The sequence below is a fragment of the Caloramator proteoclasticus DSM 10124 genome (genome assembly GCF_900129265.1).
GTDB classification, from domain to species: domain Bacteria; phylum Bacillota; class Clostridia; order Clostridiales; family Caloramatoraceae; genus Thermobrachium; species Thermobrachium proteoclasticum.
In genome coordinates this window covers 13,442-29,163 of the sequence record NZ_FQVG01000034.1, presented here as the reverse complement: position 1 = coordinate 29,163, position 15,722 = coordinate 13,442, and the positions used below count along the sequence as shown (strand labels likewise).

Annotated in this window: 17 protein-coding genes; 11 read left to right on the top strand and 6 right to left on the bottom strand. The window is 31.3% G+C overall.

Annotated features, from left to right (window positions below; all coding sequences use genetic code 11):
- Positions 1 to 198 (bottom strand): transposase family protein (locus BUB63_RS08610; protein ID WP_143290263.1); only part of this gene is annotated, 198 nt, incomplete at its 3' end.
- A gap of 307 nt (positions 199 to 505) precedes the next feature.
- Between BUB63_RS08610 and BUB63_RS08605 the strand changes: the two genes are divergently transcribed.
- The 5 genes from BUB63_RS08605 (at position 506) to BUB63_RS08585 (ending at position 4,691) form a co-directional block, all read left to right on the top strand.
- Positions 506 to 1,327: a 5'-methylthioadenosine/S-adenosylhomocysteine nucleosidase family protein gene (locus tag BUB63_RS08605; RefSeq protein ID WP_073249116.1), complete on the top strand. Its 822-nt coding sequence runs from the start codon at positions 506 to 508 to the stop codon at positions 1,325 to 1,327.
- Complete coding sequence (locus BUB63_RS08600) at positions 1,296 to 2,306, top strand: SPL family radical SAM protein (protein WP_242947361.1); 1,011 nt, start codon at positions 1,296 to 1,298, stop codon at positions 2,304 to 2,306. Before BUB63_RS08605 ends, BUB63_RS08600 begins: the two co-directional genes overlap by 32 nt.
- Positions 2,307 to 2,318: 12 nt before the next feature.
- On the top strand, positions 2,319 to 3,011 hold the full coding sequence (locus tag BUB63_RS08595; RefSeq protein ID WP_073249112.1) for an SDR family oxidoreductase: 693 nt from the start codon (positions 2,319 to 2,321) through the stop codon (positions 3,009 to 3,011).
- A gap of 126 nt (positions 3,012 to 3,137) precedes the next feature.
- Positions 3,138 to 3,620, top strand: a complete 483-nt coding sequence (locus BUB63_RS08590; RefSeq protein WP_073249110.1) for a hypothetical protein — start codon at positions 3,138 to 3,140, stop codon at positions 3,618 to 3,620.
- A 54-nt stretch (positions 3,621 to 3,674) separates the two neighbouring features.
- On the top strand, positions 3,675 to 4,691 hold the full coding sequence (locus BUB63_RS08585) for a CapA family protein (protein WP_073249108.1): 1,017 nt from the start codon (positions 3,675 to 3,677) through the stop codon (positions 4,689 to 4,691).
- A 47-nt stretch (positions 4,692 to 4,738) separates the two neighbouring features.
- Here the strand turns inward: BUB63_RS08585 and BUB63_RS08580 are convergent, their stop codons facing one another.
- Positions 4,739 to 6,523, bottom strand: coding sequence for an ABC transporter ATP-binding protein (locus BUB63_RS08580; RefSeq protein ID WP_073249106.1), 1,785 nt, complete (start codon positions 6,521 to 6,523; stop codon positions 4,739 to 4,741).
- A gap of 12 nt (positions 6,524 to 6,535) precedes the next feature.
- Positions 6,536 to 8,299 carry an ABC transporter ATP-binding protein gene (locus BUB63_RS08575; protein ID WP_073249104.1) on the bottom strand — a complete coding sequence of 588 codons (1,764 nt, stop codon included), beginning with the start codon at positions 8,297 to 8,299 and terminating at the stop codon, positions 6,536 to 6,538.
- A 397-nt stretch (positions 8,300 to 8,696) separates the two neighbouring features.
- On the opposite strand from BUB63_RS08575, the gene BUB63_RS08570 reads away from it, so the two are divergent.
- The 4 genes from BUB63_RS08570 to BUB63_RS08555 all read left to right on the top strand — a co-directional run bounded on the left by BUB63_RS08570 (position 8,697) and on the right by BUB63_RS08555 (position 12,354).
- Positions 8,697 to 9,584 carry a DUF4351 domain-containing protein gene (locus BUB63_RS08570; protein WP_027308971.1) on the top strand — a complete coding sequence of 296 codons (888 nt, stop codon included), beginning with the start codon at positions 8,697 to 8,699 and terminating at the stop codon, positions 9,582 to 9,584.
- Positions 9,585 to 9,679: 95 nt separating this feature from the next.
- The gene (locus BUB63_RS08565; protein WP_073249102.1) at positions 9,680 to 11,686 is read left to right on the top strand and encodes a thioredoxin domain-containing protein; all 2,007 of its coding nucleotides are present in this window, start codon (positions 9,680 to 9,682) and stop codon (positions 11,684 to 11,686) included.
- A gap of 51 nt (positions 11,687 to 11,737) precedes the next feature.
- The gene (locus BUB63_RS08560; protein ID WP_073249100.1) at positions 11,738 to 11,980 is read left to right on the top strand and encodes a type II toxin-antitoxin system Phd/YefM family antitoxin; all 243 of its coding nucleotides are present in this window, start codon (positions 11,738 to 11,740) and stop codon (positions 11,978 to 11,980) included.
- Positions 11,977 to 12,354 carry a type II toxin-antitoxin system death-on-curing family toxin gene (locus BUB63_RS08555; RefSeq protein WP_073249098.1) on the top strand — a complete coding sequence of 126 codons (378 nt, stop codon included), beginning with the start codon at positions 11,977 to 11,979 and terminating at the stop codon, positions 12,352 to 12,354. Before BUB63_RS08560 ends, BUB63_RS08555 begins: the two co-directional genes overlap by 4 nt.
- 27 nt (positions 12,355 to 12,381) lie before the next feature.
- Here BUB63_RS08555 and BUB63_RS08550 read toward each other — a convergent pair whose 3' ends face one another.
- From BUB63_RS08550 to tnpA, 3 genes are all read right to left on the bottom strand, one after another.
- On the bottom strand, positions 12,382 to 12,660 hold the full coding sequence (locus BUB63_RS08550) for a cupin domain-containing protein (RefSeq protein WP_073249096.1): 279 nt from the start codon (positions 12,658 to 12,660) through the stop codon (positions 12,382 to 12,384).
- 309 nt (positions 12,661 to 12,969) lie between these two features.
- On the bottom strand, positions 12,970 to 14,040 hold the full coding sequence (gene tnpB / locus BUB63_RS08545; RefSeq protein WP_073249094.1) for an IS200/IS605 family element RNA-guided endonuclease TnpB: 1,071 nt from the start codon (positions 14,038 to 14,040) through the stop codon (positions 12,970 to 12,972).
- Between the two features lie 2 nt (positions 14,041 to 14,042).
- Positions 14,043 to 14,444 (bottom strand): IS200/IS605 family transposase, encoded by a 402-nt coding sequence (gene tnpA / locus BUB63_RS08540; RefSeq protein ID WP_073249092.1) that lies wholly within the window; start codon positions 14,442 to 14,444, stop codon positions 14,043 to 14,045.
- 307 nt (positions 14,445 to 14,751) lie between these two features.
- Here tnpA and BUB63_RS08535 point away from each other — a divergent pair, with 307 nt between their 5' ends.
- Positions 14,752 to 15,123 carry a DUF6514 family protein gene (locus BUB63_RS08535; protein ID WP_073249090.1) on the top strand — a complete coding sequence of 124 codons (372 nt, stop codon included), beginning with the start codon at positions 14,752 to 14,754 and terminating at the stop codon, positions 15,121 to 15,123.
- A gap of 238 nt (positions 15,124 to 15,361) precedes the next feature.
- The gene (gene acpS, locus BUB63_RS08530) at positions 15,362 to 15,721 is read left to right on the top strand and encodes a holo-ACP synthase (RefSeq protein WP_073249089.1); all 360 of its coding nucleotides are present in this window, start codon (positions 15,362 to 15,364) and stop codon (positions 15,719 to 15,721) included.
- Position 15,722: the final 1 nt, after the last annotated feature.

Sequence of the window (15,722 nt, the reverse complement as noted above, 5' to 3'; positions counted from 1 at the left end):
TTTTAAGAAAAAAGGAAGATGTTTAACACGTTGAATTCTATAGTCGTGAACTCTACGAGTTTCAGAATTACAACGAGGACAAGTATGAGGCTTCTTTTTCATTTCTAAATAAATTTCATAGCAAACATTATCAAGTACTTTTGTTATAATAACATCTTTAAAACCAAGTAAATTTTTGATACAATTATTAGTGTGCACTTGTAGGATGCCTCCTTTCAGGTAATATTTTTGTAGTTAATTTAATTTTACCAGGCATCTAAAACAGGTGCATATTTTTTTGTAAAAAAATATGCTGGGGCTACGCCCCAACATTTATTATAGAACCTTTTTATTAACGTTTATTCAATCGATATTATTATTTTAAATAATATGAAATTTTTAAAAATACAATTAACAACCTTTATAAATTTCTATTTGTTTAAATTTATATTATAATATGAATTGGATATATAATACAAAAAGTTATAAGTTATACGGATGCCATTTAAAAAGTGAGGTATCAAAGATGATATACATATCAACTGCAATGTACATAGAGGCACAGGAAATAATAAAAAGATTAGGCTTAAAAAGAGATAACAGCATAAATAAATTTGAGGTTTTTAAAAACGATGAAGTTACATTAATAATAACGGGTGTTGGTAAAGTAAAGTCTGCAGTTGCCTTAACTTATCTTTTATCAAGACAGGAAATTACCCAAAATGACCTCTATATAAACTTTGGCGTATGTGGTACAAAAGATAAGCAAATTGAGCAGGGAGAAGTATTTTTATGTAGCAAAATAACCGATAACGATACCAAGTTTACCTATTATTCCGACCTACTTTTTAAGCATCCCTTTAAGGAGGGTAGTATTGAAACTTTTTCAAAGGTTGCTAATGAAGGGGAGTCTGATGAACTTTTAGTTGATATGGAGGCCTCTTCTTTATATCAGGCAGCATCGGTATTTTTTAAGCCTCACCAAATAATGTTTATAAAAGTAGTATCTGACTATCAAAGCACAGAAAATATAGATAGGGATTTTGTATTAAAAGTTGTAGAAAAAAATATACATAGAGTGATAGAATGGATAAATTACATAAAAGACAATTTTATCAAAAGTAGGCAAGTTCTAACACAGGCCGAAGAGGAACTTATAAAAAAAGTATCAGAAAACCTAAAGATGTCTGCTACAATGGAAAATGAGTTTAGGCAGCTTATGATTTATCACAAACTATTAGACAACGATATAACAGAACTTATAGATATATATTTAAAAATAGAATGTAAATCAAAAAATGAAGGGAAGATGCATCTTGCAGAGCTTAAAAGAAGGATTATTAAATAGAGCCTTTTCCCATATTTATGTTGAAAAAAGGGCGATGGAATATGAATTGACAAAGGAAATTTTAAAAAGGTTTAAGGAATCAAAAGTAATAGAGATAGAGCATTACAAGGACATATTCTCAAGAGCAAATCAGGATTTTTATCTTCAAAAGAAGAGTCCAAAGCTCATTCTTGCGGTAAAACAGAACAATTTGATATATAAGGGTGCAGATGTATGCGAGGATTTTGGAAACAAGCATTTTTACTATACATCAATTATGATGAACTGCATATATGACTGCGAGTACTGCTACCTACAAGGTATGTACACATCCGCAAATATTGTTATTTTTGTTAATTTAGATGACTATTTTAAAGAGATAAACCGACTTTTAAGTATGCATCCTTTATATCTTTGCATATCCTATGATACAGACCTTTTGGCCTTAGAAGGACTTACAAATTATGTAAAGAAATTTATAGAATTTGCAAAGGAAAATAGTGATTTAACAATAGAAATAAGAACAAAAAGTGCAAATTTTAATTTAATAAAGCACATTCAGCCCCAAGATAATATAATATTAGCTTGGACACTTTCTCCAGAGGGCGTAATACAAAAGTATGAACATAGAACCCCAAATTTAAAAAGAAGAATTAAAAGCATAAAGGAAGCATTAGATAGGGGCTTTAGAGTGAGGCTTTGTTTTGACCCAATTTTGTATATTAAAAATTGGAGAGATGAGTATAGAGATTTGATAGAAGAAGTTTTTAGTAATATAGATGCAGATAAAATATATGATGTAAGTATTGGTCTATTTAGGGTTTCAAAGGATTATCTAAAAAGGATGAGAAAACAAAGGCCAGATTCAATTGTTTTAAATTTCCCCTATGATACTGTAGAGGGAGTTTGTAGCTATGACAAGGAACTTTCAAGGAATATGATAGGATATGTTTATGGCTTAATTGCAAGGTATGTTGAAAAAGAAAAAATATATATATGAAGGGATGATAGGATGAAGGCGGCTATTGTAACAGGAGCATCCTCGGGAATAGGCTTTGAAATAAGCAAAGTTTTAATAGAAAAGGGCTTTAAAGTATATGGATTTGGTAGAGATTTTTCAAAGGTAGATTATGAAAATGAAAATTTTATAAAGGTAGTTTGCAATTTAATGGATATAGATGTTTTGTGTAAAAAAGTAAAGGAAATACGAAAAAAAGAAGAGGTTTTTGTATTAGTAAATAACGCTGGAGTTGGATATTTTGGTCCCCACGAAGAATTAAATCCTAAAAAGATAGATGAAATGGTAAAGACTAATTTAGAAATACCACTTATTCTAACACAACAGCTTCTTAGGGATTTGAAGAAAAATAAAGGGTATATAATAAACATATCTTCAATAACTGCTAAAAAATCGAGTACCTATGGCTGTGCTTATGCAGCAACAAAGGCAGGGCTTACTCATTTTGCAAATAGCCTATTTGATGAAGTTAGAAAATATGGAGTAAAGGTTATAACAATTCATCCAGATATGACAAAGACAAACTTCTATAGAAGTGCAAATTTTAAAGAGGGACAAGAAGAGGATACCTACATAGAAGCTAAAGAAGTAGCAGCTTTTGTTGATTTCATTTTATCCCAAAGGGAAGGCATTGTGGTAACAGACGTAACAATAAAACCCCAAAGGCATATGATTTATAAAAAATGAATATTTTTATAAAAACTCCCTATAATTACCAAAGCAAATAAGGTAATATATAAAAAACTATGTAATATTTACCTAATTAAGTTTATAATATATAATGTTATATATTTTATAATAGGGAGGTTATTTATGGAAAGGTCAAAAAATAAATATATCATACTTTTAATATCCATTTTAATTCTTCTATTTACAGCTGGGTGTAAAGGTACAGCATATCAAAGGAGTCTATACGATGACGATAAGAAGATAGTATCTGATGGGGACAGCTATACCTATGGATTAAGAAGTGGGATGACTGTTAACAACAAAACAACAATAAAATTCGGAAGCTTTACCGGTATGGAGACTATATACTATGTTGAGGCACAAAATAATTCGAAAATAAAAATAGATTTTAATTCTAAAATAAAAAGGGGAAATTTTAAAGTTGTATTCATAGATGCTAACAATAACATAACAAAAATTTTAGAAGGCACTCTTGAGGGAAGCGTAGATTTAGATGTTGTAAAGGGAAAAGGTAGGATAAAGTTTGTAGGTAGGGATGCAGCAGGAGAGATTAGCTTAAAACTTTATCCAGCAGATGATGTAGAAATAATAAAAAATGGCGATTGATTTATTTTAGATAAAATTTTAATTGAATACTTTGATTGTTAGGAGTTGGAAAATATGAAAAACAAAAAAATCAAATTTGCATTAATTTTATTGTCATTATTGTGTTTTTTAAACTTTAACTTAGCCTTTGCACAAAATAATAACAATTCACAGGAACAAAATGAAGTAGTTGAAATTACAATATCTGCAGCAGGTGATTGCACATTAGGTTCAGATTTAAGTAGAGGATATAAATATTCTTTTATGGAGGAATTCTATAAGCAAAATAAAAACTATGGATACTTCTTTAAAAATGTAAAGCATATTTTTGAAAAGGACGATTTAACGATAGTAAATCTTGAGGGGACTTTAACTAATGCTACAAAAATGGCAGAAAAAGATTATAAATTTAAGGGACTGCCAGAGTTTGCAAACATATTAAAACAAGGCAACATCGAAGCAGTAAACCTTGCCAACAATCATACATACGATTATTTAGTAAAAGGCTATAAAGATACTATGTACTATTTAGAAAAGAGTGGAATAAAATACTTTGGAAGAGAAAATAGAACAATAGTTGAGGTAAAGGGAATTAAGCTTGGACTTTTAGGATATAGTGGTAGAATAGACTCAAAAGCATTAAGAAATACAATAAAAAACGATATAAAATATTTAAAATCAAAGGGAGCAAGCGTTGTTATAGTGAATTTCCACTGGGGAGAAGAGAAAAATTACTATGCAAATGAAACACAAAAGAGTTTGGGAAGATTTACAATAGATTGTGGAGCAGACTTGGTGTTAGGACATCATCCACACGTAATTCAAGGAATAGAGGAGTATAAGGGTAAAAAAATAATATATAGTTTGGGAAACTTCTGTTTTGGAGGAAACAAAAATCCCTTTGATAAAGATACATTTATATACCAACAAACCTTCAAATTTAAAGAAGGCAAACTTGTTGATAGTAAATCCTATAAAATAATACCTTGCTCTGTATCATCCGTAAAATATAGAAATAACTATCAACCAACTCCATTAACCGGCAAGGATGCACAAAGAGTTTTAGACCGTATAAAGATGTACAGTAAATAAAAATATAAGTTACTAAGGCTCTATGAAGTAATTCATAGAGCCTTAGTTTACCCAAATATTTTTTTCTCCTGCTCTAATATATACTGATTTGTATAAAGCCTGTAATAGTATCCCCTCTTTTTCATAAGCTCTCTGTGGCTTCCATCTTCAATAATCTTTCCATTCTTTATCACAAGTATCCTATCTGCAGATTTTATTGTAGAGAGTCTATGGGCAATTATAAAGCTTGTTCTTCCCTTTAAAACCTTTGAAATTGCCTGCTGTATCATATGTTCTGTTTCAGTGTCTACAGAGGAGGTTGCCTCATCTAATATAAATATGCTTGGGTTTGCAACAATAGCCCTTGCAATTGATATAAGTTGTCTTTGTCCAACAGATAGTTTAGAACCCCCTTCACCAACCTCTGTATCATAAGCCTTTTCAAGGGACATAATAAATTCGTGGGCATTGGCAAGCTTTGCCGCCTCAATAATCTCCTCAAAACTTGCATTTAAATTACCATACTGAATGTTTTCCTTTATTGTACCACTAAAAAGATGCGGTGTTTGAAGTACATATCCAAGGCTTGAATGAAGCTTTGATAGAGGTATAGACTTATAGTCCATTCCATCTATATAAATACTTCCTCTTGTTGGTTCATAGAATCTACACAAAAGATTAACAATTGTACTTTTTCCAGATCCTGTTTCGCCAACAAGTGCAATGCTCTGACCTGCCTTTACCTTAAGGTTGAAATCCTCAAGTACATCCTCTCCATCCTTATATGAAAAAGAAACATCTTTAAATTCAATATCTCCATTTATTTTTTTGATTTGTGACAGCTCTCCAAAATCTTTAATTTCAACCTCTGTATCAATTAGAGATATAACTCTTTCTGCAGCAGTTTGTGCAGAAATAAATTCTGCCATAACCCTTGCAAGTTCTCTAACTGGATCGAAAAACTGAATAGAGTATGATATAAATGCAGCAAGGGTACCAAAGCTTATAGTATTTAGCATTACGCTCCTTCCTCCAAAGTTTAGAGCAAGGGCAGTACCGATGCTTCCAAGAGTCATAACAAGGGGCATATAGATTGAGGATAAAATAGCAGCTCTAACGGATGATGAAAACATACTCCTTGTCAAACCCTTAAACTCATCTATATTTTTATCCTCAATATTTAGTATTTTTGAGGTCTTTGCTCCCATTATGCCTTCATTAAATGCACCTGTTATCTGTGAATTTATTCTTCTCACCTTTCTGTATTCAAACAAAATCTTTTTCTGAAAATAGATGCTCAAAACTGCAAGAAGGGGTACAACGCTTAAGGTTATAAGAGCAAGCCTTGCATTTAGAATAAACATATATACAACAATGGAACCCATAATTGCAATACCCCAAATAAAATCAACAATGCCCCAAGCCAAAGTGTCTCCAATTCTTGCAACATCAGATGTTAATCTTGCCATAATCCAGCCAACGGGTGTTTTGTCGTAGTAGGAGAAGGAGAGCCTTTGAAGCTTGTTGAAGGCACTTTTCCTGATATCATAGCAGAGTCCCATATCAATCTTCCCAGCAAGTGCAATAAGCCACCACACATTAAACACCTGAACTGCAATAAGTGTTAAATAGATTAATATAAATTTGTAGAAACCATCAAGGGATTTGTTTTTAACAAAATTATCGATTGCATATTTATTTAATATTGGAAAGGTTGCATCTATGATTCCAACCCCAAACATAACAAAAATTAAAAAGAATACGGAATTTCTATACTTCTTTAAAAAATCAAATAGTCTTTTCCACAGATGTAAATCAAAATTCTTTTTAAACTCCTGTTCTCTAATCTCCATAAAATCACCACCTTATTCCTCATCAAGCTGACTTTGAATATCCCACAGCCTCCTGTAGAAGCCACCTTTTTTTATAAGTTCGTCGTGGCTTCCCATTTCAATAATTGTCCCCTTATCAAGTACAATTATCCTGTCGCATTCGTGGGCAGTTGTAAGTCTGTGGGTTATTATAATTGTTGTGGTATCTTTGCTCCTCTCTTTAAGCCTATTTCTTATATGTTGTTCAGTTTCTGTATCAACTGCACTTAAGGAATCATCAAAGATTAGTACCCTATAGTCCTTTATAACACACCTTGCAATTGCAACCCTCTGTTTTTGTCCTCCAGATAATGTAACACCCTTTTCACCAATCTGTGTTTCATATCCCTTTTCGAAGGATAAAATTGTATCGTGTATATCGGCAATTTTGCTTGCCTCAAATATTCTTTCATCCTCTACATTTTTTGTTGAAATTGCTATGTTTTCCTTTAAAGTTTTTGAAAAGAGAAAGCAGTCCTGTGACACAAGTCCAATATTCTGCCTTAGGTAGTTTTTGTTTATATTTTTAAGTTCAACACCGTCAAGTTCAATGGAACCTCTATTATAATCATAAAGTCCAAGTAATAGATATGCTAAGGTGGACTTACCAGAACCCGTAGGCCCAATTATTGCAATCGTCTCACCTTTTTTTATACTAAATGTAATGTCCTTTAAAACATCCTTACCATCCCTGTAGGAGAAGTATAAATTTTTAAATTCAATATTTCCCTCAATATTTGGTGTTAATCCAGTGCTTAAATCTTCAATAGGTTCCTTTAAAATCTCGTTTATACGCGCAATTGCAACAAAGCTCTTACCCATATCAGATAATATTCTTCCAAGCTGCCTTATTGGCCAAAGAAGCATACCTATGTAGCTAATAAATATTATAAGTGTTCCAAGTGTTATAGCTCCTTTTGATGCAAGATAAACACCATACACTACAACCAAGAAGGTTTGAAGCATACACATAGCATCAGATGATGACCAAAAGTAGGCAAAGGTCCTCATAAGCTTTAAAAGAAGATCCCTATACGTCCTATTTTTTTCTTCAAACTTTTCAATTTCAAACTCTTCACGATTAAAGGCCTTAACAACCCTAACACCTGTTAAATTCTCCTGAAGTACTGCAGACATTTCGCCTTCTGCCTCATCGCAGAGTTGAAACTGCTTTTTTACCTTCTTAAAGAATATATAGGAGGCAGCAAATATAAAGGGAATAAGTGATATTGAAATTAAGGCATATGCAGCATTGTAGTAAAACATAATAGAGAGTATAAATAAAACCATAAAAACGGTTCTTCCTATTTCAACAAACTGTACAGCCAAAAAGCTCTTTATTGTTTCAACGTCTGATGTACATCTTTGAATTAAGTCTCCGGTTTTTGCCTCAACGTGAAAGTTGTAGTAAATCCTTTGAAGGTGGCTATAGAGGCTGTCCCTTAAATTTTTGGCAGTAGCCTCTGCAGCCTCATTTGCCCATTTTCCCTTTATATACATAAAAAGTCCATTAAGTGCTGTGATTAAAACTATAAGTAGGGCAACAATATAAAGATGTTCTCTTAAATAATCCCTTCCTCCAAGAAGGTTAAAAAAAGATAGTATAATCCGACCTTCAATTTTTTTATCTCCTATAATAGAATCAATGCTTGTTTTAATAATGATGGGTATGATTACCGACAAAAAGGATGAAATTATGATGGATATACTTGCAAAGATGTATTTTAACCTATATCCCTTCATAAATTTAAAAAACATATTATCACCTCCAACTACAAATAAAAAAGGCCATAGGTACAAAACCTATGACCGGATTTACAAAAGGGTAAAAGCTCAATTGGACGCATTAAGGTCAGGCTGTACCAAAGGTATATAAATATTCAATTTGTTTGATAAAAATATTCTTCTAATCATCAGTACAACCTCCCTTCCTTAAATTTGATTTTGGATAAATTTACATTTCAAAATTAACTATAACATAGTTTAAATAACAAATCAAGAAAATTTTGAAAATAAGCCCATAAAAATTGCCATCCGCCCTTTATTGCTTATCTAAAAACGAACTTATGTTCGCATAATTTTGCTTTTATTGCAGATAATAGTTTTGTAAAGGTAATACTTCCACAAAAATACACTATAGAAAAGAGGGGTGTATATGGATTATAATAAAATTGAAGATGCAGTAATGAAAAATGCCCTTAATTTATTTGCCCAAAGTGCAGTAAAATTTTTTGGGATCGACAAAAAAATAATAGCTCCAGCAAACACAGAAATTAAAAATATTGAGATTAACACAAACTATACTGATTACATTTTTTATGCTGATGATGGAAGCTATATTCATTTTGAGTTTCAAACAACAAATAAAGAAAGTGATTTAAGAAGATTTTTGTTCTATGATGCATCCTTTGTGTATAAAGAAAATAGAAAAATAGAAACAATAGTTATTTATTCATCTGATATAAAAGATGTAAAGTCAGAGTTGAATATGGGGAGCATTAAATATTCTATAAAGACATTTTATATGAGTAGTTTAGATGGTGATAGTATATTTGAAAATATAAAACGAAAAATAGAACAGGGAGATAATCTTGATGATGTAGATATACTAAAACTAACTTTTATCCCTTTGATGAGTAGTAAAATAGATAAGGCACAAAGGGCTGTAAACTGTATAAAGGCAGCAGCTCAAATTAAAAGTAACGAAAATAAAATTCAGTGTATTAGTATGTTATTTGCACTGCTTAACAAGTTTGGTAATGATGAAATTAAAAAGAGTATATGGGAGGTGTTTGAGATGACAGATATAGGAAGAATGATTTTTGAAGATGGTATAAAAAAGGGAAGAGAAGAGGGATTAAAGGAAGGATTAAAGGAAGGGAAGATAGAAACCATACTTAAATTACTTGTAAAAAAGTTTGGTAAAATACCAGAGGAATATAAAGGAAAATTAAGGAATTTGCCTTTAGAGATAATAGATATAATCTTAATTGAAATAATTGATATGAAGGATATAAAGGAATTAGAGAAATATCTTGAATAAGAAAACAAAAGGTGTTTGCCACCTTTTGTTTTCTTATTTTTAATTTTATTAAAACAGGGAAAAATATGTTTAAAAATGTGAGGGAGTGATTAAAAATGAATAGATTGATAAATGAAAAATCCCCATATCTTCTTCAACACGCCCACAACCCTGTTGATTGGTATCCCTGGGGACAAGAGGCCTTTAGGGTGGCAAAAGAAAAAGATAAGCCAATATTTTTAAGCATAGGTTACAGCACCTGCCACTGGTGCCACGTGATGGAGAAGGAGAGCTTTGAGGATGAAGAGGTTGCAAAGCTTCTAAATGACACCTTTATCTGCATAAAGGTTGATAGAGAAGAAAGGCCAGATATAGACAGCATATATATGATGTACTGTCAAATGATGACAGGGCACGGAGGCTGGCCATTAACTATAATTATGACGGCAGATAAAAAACCCTTCTTTTCAGCTACATATATACCAAAGGAAACAATGTATAATAGAATAGGAATTAAGGATTTAATAAAGAGGATAGATGAACTTTGGAAAAATGACAGGGAAAAACTCTTAGACTCATCAGAGAAACTCTATAGAGAGCTTGCAAAACTAAACGAAGAAGATAAAAAAGGAGAAATAACAAAGGAGGATGTATTGGAGGCTGTATATGAGTTTGAAGTCATATTTGACAGGCTCTATGGAGGGTTTAACAAAAGACCAAAGTTTCCAATCCCCCACAACCTACTTTTTTTAATGAATATATATGCCGAAAAAAAGGATGATGACATAAAAGAGATGGTAACCAAAACATTAGATGGAATGATGATGGGTGGAATTTATGACCACGTTGGTTATGGGTTCCACAGATATTCAACCGATAGAGAGTGGAAGCTTCCCCACTTTGAAAAAATGCTCTACGACCAAGCATTACTTATTTTAGCCTACACTGAAGCCTACAGAGTCTTTGGAGAGGAAAGATATAAGGATGTAGCAAAAAATGTAATAGAATATGTAAAAAGAGATTTAACCTCAAGGGAGGGGGCCTTCTATTCTGCAGAGGATGCAGATAGTGAAGGAGTGGAAGGAAAGTTTTATACCTTTACATATGATGAATTAAGAAACATATTATCTGAAGACGAGTTTGAAATTGTAAAGAGGGTATATAACATAAAGGAAGAGGGAAATTTTGAAGATGAGGCAACAGGTGAAAAAACAGGCCAAAATATCCTATATAAAGTAAAGCATTTTGAGGAATATAAGGATAGGCTACATCAAATTAGAAACAAAATATTTGAATTTAGGGAAAACAGAATAAGGCCCCTAAGGGATGAAAAGATATTAACCGACTGGAATGGGCTTATGATTGCAGCCCTTTCAAAGGCAGGCTTTGTTTTTAATAATGCTGAATACATTGATATGGCAAAAAAAGCAGCAGATTTTATACTGTCCCTTTCAAAGAAAGGGCTAAAGCATAGGTATAAAGATGGAGAATATACCTATGAACCACTTATAGACGATTATGCCTTTTTTAGCTTTGGCCTTTTAGAACTTTATTTAGCAACCTTTGAAACAATATATTTAAAAGAGGCAGTAGGTTTAGTTGAAAAGATGATTGAGAAATTATGGGACAAAGAAAAGGGAGCCTTCTTTTATGCAGAAAAGTCTTCTGATTTAATACTAAGAAGCAAAGAAATATACGATGGTGCAGTTCCATCTGGAAACTCTGTTGCAGCATATGTTTTATATCTTCTCTATAGAATAACAGGTGATATAAAATACCTAAACTTAGCAAAAGAGACTCTAAACAGTTTTGCAAGGGAGATAAAGGCAATTAAATCTGCCCACAGCTTCTCACTATATGTACAGGATTTAATCCTTTCAGAACCTATAGATATTGTGATTGCAGCAGAAGATAAAATTGAAATAGACAAGTTTTTAGAGACTTTAAGAAAAAAATATATTAAAAACGCAATAATAATTGCAAAAAACAGTAGCGAAGCAGATGAACTAATACCTCATATAAAAGATATAGAAATTAATAAAGAGCCTAAGGCCTATGTGTGCAAAAACTTTGCCTGCGGAGTACCACAAAATTTAACCGAATTTCTTAAATATATAGGTTAAATTTATCCTAAACTATGATATAATATATAGGAAGGATGTGGAGGTGAAAGTATGTTAATAAATACTAAAAATTTAGTATCGATTTCAGAAGCTAATCAAAACTTTTCAAGGATAGCAAAAATGGTTGAAAGGGATAAATCGGTCATAATATTAAAAAATAATAAACCAAAATATATTTTATTAGATTACGAAGAGTTTAATAAAGAATCAATGAGTGAAGAAGAAAAATTAGAAGATATAGCAAACAAAATTCTTATGCAAAATTTAGATGCTTTTAGGGAGTTAGCTAAATGAAATATATAGGAATACCATTTATACTAAAAATGTATCAAAAAATGATTGAAAAAACAGGTGGAACTTATGGATTAAGAAGTATAGAACTTCTTGAATCTGCTATAGAAAACTCAAAAATGACTTTTGAAGGAGTAGAGTTATATCCCTCCATTGAAGAGAAATGTGCAAATATATGCTTTTCAATAATTAACAATCATCCATTTATAGATGGAAACAAAAGAATGGGAATTTATATTATGCTTGTATTATTAGAATACAATAATGTACACATAAAATATACACAAGAGGAACTTGTTAAATTAGGTTTAGATATAGCGTGTGGTAATTTTAATTCAAGGGATATATTGAATTGGATAAATACACATAAAATTTAGCCTCAGTTAGTATATAACTGAGGCCTTTTAAATAATATCTTGGAAGGTATATGCCTTGTTTATTGGCCTTTTTACATCCCAAGTGCACTTTAAGCCCTTTGGAAATGTAACCAACATCCCTTCATTTATAGTTATAGTTTCAATTGGAGTTGTAACTATAACCTCTCCCTCAAAAATATAGCAGGTTTCAGTCTCATCGTATTCCCAGTCGAATTTAGAAACACCACAGCTCCATCTTCCCCAATTGTCAATTCCAAGCTTTTTAGCCTCTTCAAGGGACATTTGTTTTACTTTAATCTTTTCCATAAATATACCTCCTTTTTAAGGTTTTAATAATAATAAAATGTTTATATTCAGGCTGTTTAAAAAGTTATGTTTGCTTAGCCCCATTAAGGATTTCTTGGGCATCGGTTCTACGGCTTAAGCAATTCTATGCTTTTCTTTGTTTGAAAAAGTCCTACCCTCGCGATGCCATAGTCCTAATCTTGCATATACAAATTATACCACATAAGTGAACTACCCCCACTTATAGAAGTGGTGGTTTCGTGGTCAATACTCCCAACGGAGCAAGTTATCCCACGCTCAAAGGGCTGTTCCTTCCCCAGATAAACCATTTTACATGGCTAATTTTAGCAAATTCTTGCTTGCATTTATATCTCTATCATGAACTGCACCACACTTTGGACATTTCCATTCTCTCAATGCTAAATTCTTTACATCAGGATTTTTATATCCACATTCACTGCATATTTGACTTGATGCATAATTTTGTGGTGCTATTATTATTTCTCTGCCATACCATTTTGCCTTGTATTCTAACATCCTTCTAAATTCTGCCCATGATACTTCTGTTATTGCTTTTGCTAATTTATGATTTTGTTGCATATTTTTTACTTGCAAATCTTCTAAAACTATCACTTGATTTTCGTATATAATTTTAGAAGATAATTTGTGAAGAAAATCTTTTCTTTGATTTGATATTTTTTCGTGTAGTTTAGCAAGTTTTTGTCTTGTTCTTTCATAGTTTTTACTTTGTTTTTGCTTTCTTGATAATGATTTTTGTATAATTTTAATTCTTTTTTCTGTTTTTCTTAACCATTTTGGATTTTCTACCTTTGTTCCATCAGATAAAATAGCAAATTCTTTAATACCTAAATCTATACCTACTTTTCTATCTATTTTAGGTAATTCTTTAATTTCTTCTTCTACAAGTATAGAAGCATAATATTTACCTGTTGGTGTTTTTGATATAGTTACAGATTTGATTTTTCCTTCAAATTGTCTGTGTTGTTTTATTTTTATTTTTGTCTTTAACTTTGGAATTTTTAGATAACCACCTTCAAGTGTTACTGTTCCATTTTGATTATTTGTAGTATAAGACTGGTAACCTTTCTTTTTCTTGAACTTTGGAAATCCTATTTTTTTATCTCTAAAGAAATTTTTATATGCTTTTTCTAAATTAAGTTGTGCATTGGCAAGTGCAAGACTATCTACTTCTTTTAGAAAAGAATATTCTTTTTTATATTTTGCAGGTGTATTGTTTAGCATTTCTCCTGTTTGCTTATAATGTTCTATTTTGTCATGTAGCATTTTGTTGTATATAAATCTTACACAACCAAATACTTTAGTAAAATATTCTTCTTGTTCTTTTGTTGGATATATTCTGTATTTATAAGCCTTTAGCAAATTTACACCTCCTTCCCTTGCTTTTCTATATATTTTTTTATTACTTCAATTGACACCCCACCTGTTGTAAGTAAACAGTAACTTCTTGACCAAAAATATTCTTTCCATAATTGCTCTTTTATTTTAGGATATTCTTTCTTTATCAATCTTGATGAAGCACTTTTATATGCATTTATAAACTTAGACAACTCTGTATTAGGATGTGCTTTGAATAATATATGGATATGGTCTTTATCATGGTTCCATTCTTGTAATGTAATATTATAATTATCCTGTATCTTTTCAAATATTTCTTTTAGTCTATTGGATATATTATCATCAATAACTTTTCTTCTATATTTAGTTACCAAAACAAGATGATAATACAATAAGAATACTGAATGATTATTATTGTCTAAATCCATTATATTACATAACCTCCTTCCTATAATACTGATTATATCATAAAGGAAGAATTTATCAAGCAACATTCATCACCCACTTACAGAAGTGGGCGACTTCTGTTGCTGTTTATGTTAAAAAACGACAAAATATATAAAAAGACAATAATTAAATGGAATATACTGTATATATGCATAAAAATAAAATTCATATACTCTAAAATTGGAGTATGATGTTGAAAAAATATTTTATTTCCTTATCAAATTTCAACAAAAATTAAAGAGGGTGGGTGCTAAAATATAATAGAAAATAGAACTAAGGGGGATAAATATGAAAGACGTTGTTGAAATAGCAAGCTGTAGAACTATATTAGACGACAACAGAAGCTATATTTACAGGTACTATATGGTTAAAAATTGTAAAAAATTCTATGTAAAAGAAAATGAACTGGAGATAAAATGCTACGGTATTGAGGTGGTTAGGGAGGATTATGATAAAAACAAGATAGTTGCGACAGAAAGGGAGAGAATTGACTTTGTAAGTACAGATAGAACAAAGGTAATAAAGCTTTTAATTGAACTTCAAAGGAATGAAGTTTCACCTGTTCACCTCCTTGAGGTGGTTGGAGAATACGTTGATGAATGGACAAGCGACTTTGACAATGAAATTTCAAAGCTTGAGGCAAAATTAGTATTTGCTTAAGTATGTTCTTAACCAAATTTTAAGTAGTATTTTGGGGATTGGGGCAGTACTTTAGTTGTTATGTTAAAAAAGTTATCTTTTTTATTAAGTTGACATTTTTACTGGTTAGTTCATTAAGTTTAATAGAATAAACTTTGTTGACTTAAGGTGAGTTTGTGTTAATCTATAAATAAGTAAACAGGGTGTCATCACCTCTTGTTTACTTATTTATAATTTTAGAATACAAAAAGGTGATTTTATGATAAAGGGAATAGGAACAGATATAATAGAGATAAGTAGAATAAAAAAGGCAGCAGAAAATAGTAGTTTTTTAGCGAGGGTTTACACCCAAAAGGAACTTGAATATATAAAAACTAAACAAATAGAAAGTGCAGCAGGATATTTTGCAGCAAAAGAGGCAGTGTCTAAGGCACTTGGAACTGGAATAAAGGGATTTTCCTTTAGGGATATTGAAATACTTAAAAAGGATGGAGTACCCTATGTTGTCCTGCATAGGGGTGCAAAAAGAATTGCAGAGGATAAAGATATAAAAAACATACAGCTTTCAATTTCCCACTGCAGAGATTATGCAGTGGCGTTTGTGGTAATGGAGGGGTAGA